The organism is Thermodesulfobacteriota bacterium (assembly GCA_040755095.1).
Taxonomy (GTDB): domain Bacteria; phylum Desulfobacterota; class Desulfobulbia; order Desulfobulbales; family JBFMBH01; genus JBFMBH01.
In genome coordinates this window covers 21,993-28,542 of sequence record JBFMBH010000043.1, presented here as the reverse complement: position 1 = coordinate 28,542, position 6,550 = coordinate 21,993, and the positions used below count along the sequence as shown (strand labels likewise).

5 protein-coding genes are annotated in these 6,550 nt (G+C 65.9%); all 5 read left to right on the top strand.

Annotation, left to right across the window (positions count from 1 at the left end; genetic code table 11):
* Nucleotides 1-16 precede the first annotated feature (16 nt).
* The 5 genes from AB1634_08545 to AB1634_08525 all read left to right on the top strand — a co-directional run bounded on the left by AB1634_08545 (nucleotide 17) and on the right by AB1634_08525 (nucleotide 6,530).
* Nucleotides 17-676, top strand: a complete 660-nt coding sequence (locus tag AB1634_08545; protein ID MEW6219570.1) for a methyltransferase domain-containing protein — start codon at nucleotides 17-19, stop codon at nucleotides 674-676.
* Nucleotides 677-821: 145 nt separating this feature from the next.
* The gene (locus AB1634_08540) at nucleotides 822-1,871 is read left to right on the top strand and encodes a hypothetical protein (GenBank protein ID MEW6219569.1); all 1,050 of its coding nucleotides are present in this window, start codon (nucleotides 822-824) and stop codon (nucleotides 1,869-1,871) included.
* Nucleotides 1,872-1,982: 111 nt separating this feature from the next.
* Nucleotides 1,983-3,980 (top strand): alginate lyase family protein, encoded by a 1,998-nt coding sequence (locus tag AB1634_08535; protein ID MEW6219568.1) that lies wholly within the window; start codon nucleotides 1,983-1,985, stop codon nucleotides 3,978-3,980.
* A 47-nt stretch (nucleotides 3,981-4,027) separates the two neighbouring features.
* Entirely contained in the window at nucleotides 4,028-5,341 is a 1,314-nt protein-coding gene (locus AB1634_08530; protein MEW6219567.1) for a nucleotide sugar dehydrogenase, read from the top strand.
* On the top strand, nucleotides 5,325-6,530 hold the full coding sequence (locus AB1634_08525) for a glycosyltransferase family 4 protein (protein ID MEW6219566.1): 1,206 nt from the start codon (nucleotides 5,325-5,327) through the stop codon (nucleotides 6,528-6,530). The genes AB1634_08530 and AB1634_08525 overlap by 17 nt, the downstream gene beginning before the upstream one ends.
* Nucleotides 6,531-6,550 lie beyond the last annotated feature (20 nt).

Below are 6,550 nucleotides of genomic sequence, written 5' to 3'. Positions count from 1 at the left end.
TTTCCAGTGTCGCCCCCTGGGCGGGCAGATTGCTCTCCATCGGTCACCTCCTCGCGCTTGCGTTGGAAAATGGCCGATCCTAACCCGCCCGGCGGCGGCTGTCACACTGGCTTGCCGAAAGGACACCATGGTCCAGCAGGCAGCGCCAGATCTCGACATCCGTCTCGGCGATGTGCGAGGGATCGATCTGCCCAGTGACTCGCTCGCGGGCTACTGGTCTTTGGGCGTGATTGAGCACTTCTGGGAAGGGTACGAGGCCATCGGCCGGGAAGGTGCGCGGGTTCTCCGCCCAGGCGGCCACCTCTTCCTGGCCTTCCCCTTCATGAACGGCCACCGGCAACAAAGGTTGGCGCCCCGGCTCCCGGTTTGGCAGGCGGCGGAGCCTCCCCCGGGCTTCTACCAGTTTGCGCTGGCCGTGGAAGGGGTTGTCCGGGATTTCGAAGGCTGGGGCTTCCAGCTTCTCGCCCGATCCTGCTCGGGGGTGCTCTTCGGCTGGCAGGACGATGTGCCGGCGCTCCAGAGCCCGGTGCGCTGGTGGCTCAAACATCGCCACGGCAGCCGTCTCGGCCGGATCCTCCACGCCGGGGTCACCGCCGGCCTGGACCGGCTGTTGGGGTTCTGGTACGGCCATACCGTGCTCCTCGTATTCCGCAAACTGGGCTGCCGGCCGGGGTGAATGCCAGCAAGCCGGCAGGGGGATCGGACCTGGGCGTAGCCCCAAGCGTGCCCATGGTGTCCCGGGCCGCGCCGGCTCCCGTGTCGCGCAGCCCAGTGGGGAATCCTCGAAGTCGCCGGTCATGATCCCCCCAAGGAGGTATCCCGTGAAGCGCTGCAACCGGTGTATCCTGCCAGAATCCGTGCCAGGGATCCGCTTCGACGACCAGGACGGCTGCAACTACTGCGGCATGTATCAAGAGCATCAGCCCCTGGGCGTCGACGCCCTGCGCCAGAAGATGGAGCGGCACCGGCGAGTTGGTGCCGCCTACGACTGCATCGTCCCCTGCAGCGGCGGTCGCGACAGCTCCTACGTGCTCTACTTCGTGGCCAGGGAGCTCGGCCTGCGGCCGCTGGCGGTCAACTTCGACAACGAGTTTGCCACCGAGCAGGCGGTAGCCAATATCCGAGCCGCCTGCGACAAGCTCGCTGCCACCCTGCGGCGGGTCGGCTCCGGCCGCAGCCTCGCCAGCAAGGTGGTCCACCACAACCTCCTCTCCTCCGATCGCTACGCCGACCTGAACCTGTGCCGGGCCTGCAGCTACGGCATGTACAGCATCATCTACGGCACCGCCGCCGAGCTGGGCATTCCCATGGTCGTTTGGGGAGACTCCCGCCAGGAGAGTACCCAGGCCGTGAAGAAGGCGGTGGGCAAGCACCTGGCCAAGAAGCGCGGCCGCGAACGCTACCTCAATCCGCATTACCTTCACTACGAATATTTCTACCTCAGGCAGCGCATGGAATTCCCGGTCAAGGGCAACTCCCTGTGGTCCCGGGGAACGCCCCAACTCAGGATAGCCGGCATCGAGGAGATCCATCTCTTCGACTTCGTGGAGTGGGACCGGGGCCTGATCAAGAAGACCATCCAGGAAGAGCTGGGCTGGCGGGCCCCGGAGGGGAGCGTCTCCACTTGGCGTACCGACTGTGCCATCGCGCCCTTGATCAACTTCATCCACACCAAGATCTATGGCTGCACCAAGAGCTGCTTCGGCTACGGCAACATGATCCGCAGCGGCAAGATGACGAGAGACGAGGCCCTGGCCCAGGAGAACAGCTTTCTTGCGTCTCTCACCGACGATTTCGCCGCTGACCTCATGACCCGGGTTCTTGGGCTGTCGCCGCAGCAGGCGCGGACCATCGTCAGCACCTACCGCTGACCCGAGCTCGCGGCGACACCGAGCCGGCGGTCACCGCGCTTGCCGCCGGAACGGGGCCAGCTCGCGTCTGAGCCGGACTCGGTTGCCCCGCCGCCCTCCAATCGGATCGCCATGCCACAAGCCAACAAGATCCGCTGGCTCTGGAATCGTCTGTCCGTCATGTCGGGAGCCGAGGTGCTCTTCCGTGCGCGCCGGACCGCGCAGGCCCGTCTCGAGGCCATGGGCGTCGGGGTGGTCCGACAGGTGCCGCCCCCAGCCGCGCCGACGAGGGGCGGCGATTGGCTACCCCGGCCACAGGCCGACGCCTTTGCAGCCGACGGTTATGCCGCTGCCGCCCGCCGGATCCTGGCCGGCCACTGGCCAGTCTTTGCCCTGGACGACGCCGATCTGGGGCCGCTTCCCAACTGGAACCGGGATCCCCGCACCGGCCGCACCGCGCCTTTGGTGTTCGGCAAGACCCTGGACTACCGGGATCCCAGCAAGGTGGGGGACATCAAGTACCTCTGGGAGCCCAACCGCCACCTGCAGCTGGTGACTGTGGCGCAGGCCTATGCCCTCACCGGCGACGGTTTCTTCCTGACTGGTCTTGCCGGCCAGCTCGACTCCTGGCTCCGCCAGTGCCCGTATCTGATGGGACCCAACTGGACCAGCTCCCTGGAGCTGGGCATCCGCCTCATCAACTGGGCCCTGGTCTGGCAGCTGGCAGGCGGCTGGAGCTCTCCCCTCTTTGCAGGCCCCGCCGGGGAAGACCTGCGGCGGCGCTGGCTGGAGTCCATTTTTCAACACGCCCATTTCATCCAAGGCCACTTCTCCCGGCACTCGTCGGCGAACAATCATCTCATCGGCGAGGCGACAGGCCTCTTCATCGCCACGATCACCTGGCCCTTTTGGGACCGCTGCCGCCAGTGGCAGGCCCTGGCCCACGGCATCCTGGTGGAAGAAGCGGTCCGGCAGAACTGGCCGGACGGCGTCAACAAGGAACAGGCGGTCAGCTACCAGCAGTTCGTCTTGGACTTCCTTGTGCTGGCGCTCCTGGCCGGCACGGCCTGCGGCGTCACCTTCCCGCCGGCCTATCGGGCGATCATCGAAAGGATGCTGGAATATCTGGCCGCCATCATGGATGTGGCCGGCCACCTGCCCATGCTGGGCGATGCCGACGACGGCTATGCCGTCCGCCTCAGTCAGGAGGCGGGGTTCTGTCCTTACCGCTCCCTCCTGGCCACCGGCGCCGTCCTTTTCGATCGTCCGGACCTGGCGGCCAGGGCCCGAATCTTCGACGACAAGAGCCGTTGGCTGCTGGGCGCCAAGGCTGCCGCCCGCTTCCGCACCCTGGCCTCCACCCCGGCTCCGGCTGGCCCCGGCCGGACCTTTGCCTCCGGCGGCTACTATCTTCTGGGCCTGGACCTGGGGACCGGACAGGAGGTCCGCTGCCTGGTGGACTGTGGCCCCCTGGGCTACCTGTCCATCGCCGCCCACGGCCATGCCGATGCCCTGGCCCTCTGTCTGTCGGTGGCCGGCCGGGAGATTCTGGTCGATCCCGGCACCTTTGCCTACCACACCCAGAAGGCCTGGCGGAACTACTTCCGGGGCACCGGCGCCCACAACACCGTACGAATCGATGGCCTCGACCAGTCGGAGATCGGCGGCAGCTTCCTGTGGCTGCGAAAGGCGCGGGCCACCTGCGAGGTCTGGCAGCCAGGTGACGATGCCGATCTCTTCGCGGGTAACCACGACGGGTACCAGCGCCTCGCCGACCCGGTGCTGCACCGCCGGCAGGTGGTGCTCGACAAGAAGGCGCGGGAGATCGTCGTCACCGACACCCTGGAATGCCGGGGCCAGCACATCGTCGAACGTTTCTGGCATCTTGCCGAGGGCTGTGAGGTCAGCCGCGATGACGGCGGGGTACTCGTGCAAAACGGGCCGGTGCGGGTGGCGCTTGCCGCCAGCGACGCCGGCGAGCTGATATTGCGCCGCGGCGAGGAAAAGCCGCCGTGCGGCTGGGTCTCACGCTCCTTCGACAGGAAGGTTCCCAGCACCGCCCTGGGAATGCTAAACTCCGTTATTGGCACCACAACACTGGTCACCCGCCTGCGGATTCTTTCGTGGTGATCAGCCTGCGGTGCAGCACATTCTGACGCGACAAGGGGGCAAGCGCGGTGCGAATCAGCATCTTCGGCATGGGGTACGTAGGGGCTGTCTCTGCCGGCTGTCTGGCCGGCCAAGGCCACCGGGTGACCGGCGTCGATCCGGTGTCTGCCAAGGTGGACCTTATCAACCAGGGCCTGACCCCCATCATTGAAAAGGACATCGCAGAGCTGATCTGGCAGGGGGTAGCAGCCCAGCGGCTCACCGCCACTGTCGACACCCGGCAGGCGGTGGCGGCAAGCGAGCTGTCCCTGGTGTGCGTCGGCACCCCCAGCCAGCTGAACGGCAACCTCGACCTGCGCTACATCCGGCGGGTCTGCGAGGAGATCGGCGCCGCGCTCCGGGACAAGGACGCGCGCCACGTGGTGGTGATCCGCTCCACCATCCTGCCGGGCACCATGCGAGGGGTGGTCATCCCCACCCTGGAGGAGCACAGCGGCAAGCGTGCGGGATCCGACCTCGGAGTCTGCAACAACCCGGAGTTTCTCCGGGAAGGGACGGCGGTCTGGGACTTCCACCATCCACCCAAGACCGTGATCGGCGAGACCGACCCGGCCAGCGGCGATCTTCTGGCCAGTCTCTATGCCGGGCTCGACGCCCCGGTCTTCCGCACCGACATCGAGACCGCGGAGATGGTGAAGTACGCCGACAATGCCTGGCATGCGGTCAAGATCGGCTTTGCCAATGAGATCGGCGGGTTTTGCAAGAAGGTCGGCATCGACAGCCACCGGGTCATGGAGATCTTCTGCCAGGACACCAAGCTCAACATCTCGGCCAACTACCTCCGTCCCGGCTTCGCCTTTGGCGGCTCCTGTCTGCCCAAGGACTTGCGGGCCCTGACCTACAAGGCCCGCTCCCTGGACCTGGAGCTGCCCCTCCTCTCCTCTGTCCTGCCCAGCAACGAAAGCCACCTCCACCGATCCTTCCAGATGATCATGGACAAAGGCCGCAGAAGGATCGGGGTCCTGGGCTTCAGCTTCAAGGCCGGCACCGACGACTTGCGGGAGAGTCCAGTGGTGGAGCTCATCGAACGGCTATTGGGTAAAGGCTGCGACCTGCGTATCTACGACCGCAACGTCAACTTGGCCCGGCTGGTGGGCGCCAACCGGGACTACATCCTCAACCACATCCCCCACATCTCGAAGCTGATGGTGCCGACCCTGGACGAGGCCCTGGAGCACGGCGAGACCATCGTGATCGGCAACGGCGACCCGGAGTTCCGGAGCATCCTGCTGCGGCTGCGGCCTGAGCAGTTCCTGGTCGATCTCGTCCGGATCGCCGATTCCCCCAAGCCGACGGAGCGGTACGATGGCATCGGCTGGTAGGCCTCTTCGGGTCCTCATCATCGTCGAGAACCTGCCCCTGCCCTTCGATCGCCGGGTCTGGCAGGAGGCCAACACCCTGGCCGCCGCCGGTCATCGGGTGTCCATCATCTGCCCCACCGGCAAAGGCTTCGAGGCCCGCTACGAGGAGCTGAACGGCATCGCCATCTACCGGCACCCGCTGCCGTTGGAGGGCGAAGGGGCCATGGGCTATGCGGCGGAATACGCCTCCTCGCTGTTCTGGGAATTCGTACTGGCCATCCGGGTGTTGAGAGAGCGGGGCTTCGACGTCATCCAGGCCTGCAACCCGCCGGACACCATCTTCCTCATTGGCCTCTTCTTCAAGCTCTTCTTCCGCAAGAACTTCGTCTTCGACCACCACGACATCAACCCCGAGCTCTACATCGCCAAGTTCGGCCGCAAGGACGTGCTGTACCGTCTGATCTGCCTTCTTGAGCGGTTGACCTTCATGACCGCTGACTGCAGCATTGCCACCAACGAGTCCTACCGGCAGATTGCCATCAGCCGAGGCCGCATGCCTCCGGAGAAGGTGATCGTCGTGCGCAGCGGCCCAGCCCTGGACCGCCTGCAGATCGTGCCCGCCAATCCGGCCTGGAAAAAGGGCAAGGCCTATCTGGTGGGCTACGTCGGGGTCATGGGCAAGCAGGAAGGGCTGGACCACCTCCTGGCGGCCGTCAAGATCCTTGTCGAAGAAATGGGGCGGACCGACGTCCATTTTGTTATTATCGGGGGCGGCACCGAGCTGGAGGCTGCCAAGTCTCTGTGCACCCGGATGGCGCTGGGATCCGTCGTCACCTTCACTGGCCGCATCCCGGATGCCCCCATGGTGGAGGCGCTGTGCACCGCCGATGTCTGCGTCAATCCGGACGTAGCCAACGAGATGAACGACAAGTCCACCATGAACAAGATCATGGAGTACATGGCCCTGGGCAAGCCCGTGGTCCAATATGACCTCACCGAAGGCCGGGTATCCGCCCAGGAGGCCAGCCTGTACGCCGAGCGCAACAACCCCCGGGATCTGGCCGCCAAGATCGCCTATCTCCTGGACCGGCCGGAGCTGCGACGGCAGATGGGCGACTTCGGTTTCCGGCGGGTGCGGGCCGACCTGCACTGGGGCGTCGAGGCCCCCAAGTACCTTCGGGCCATGGAGAAGCTGGGCGCCGCCAGGTAGGCCAGGGGCTGCCGATTGCC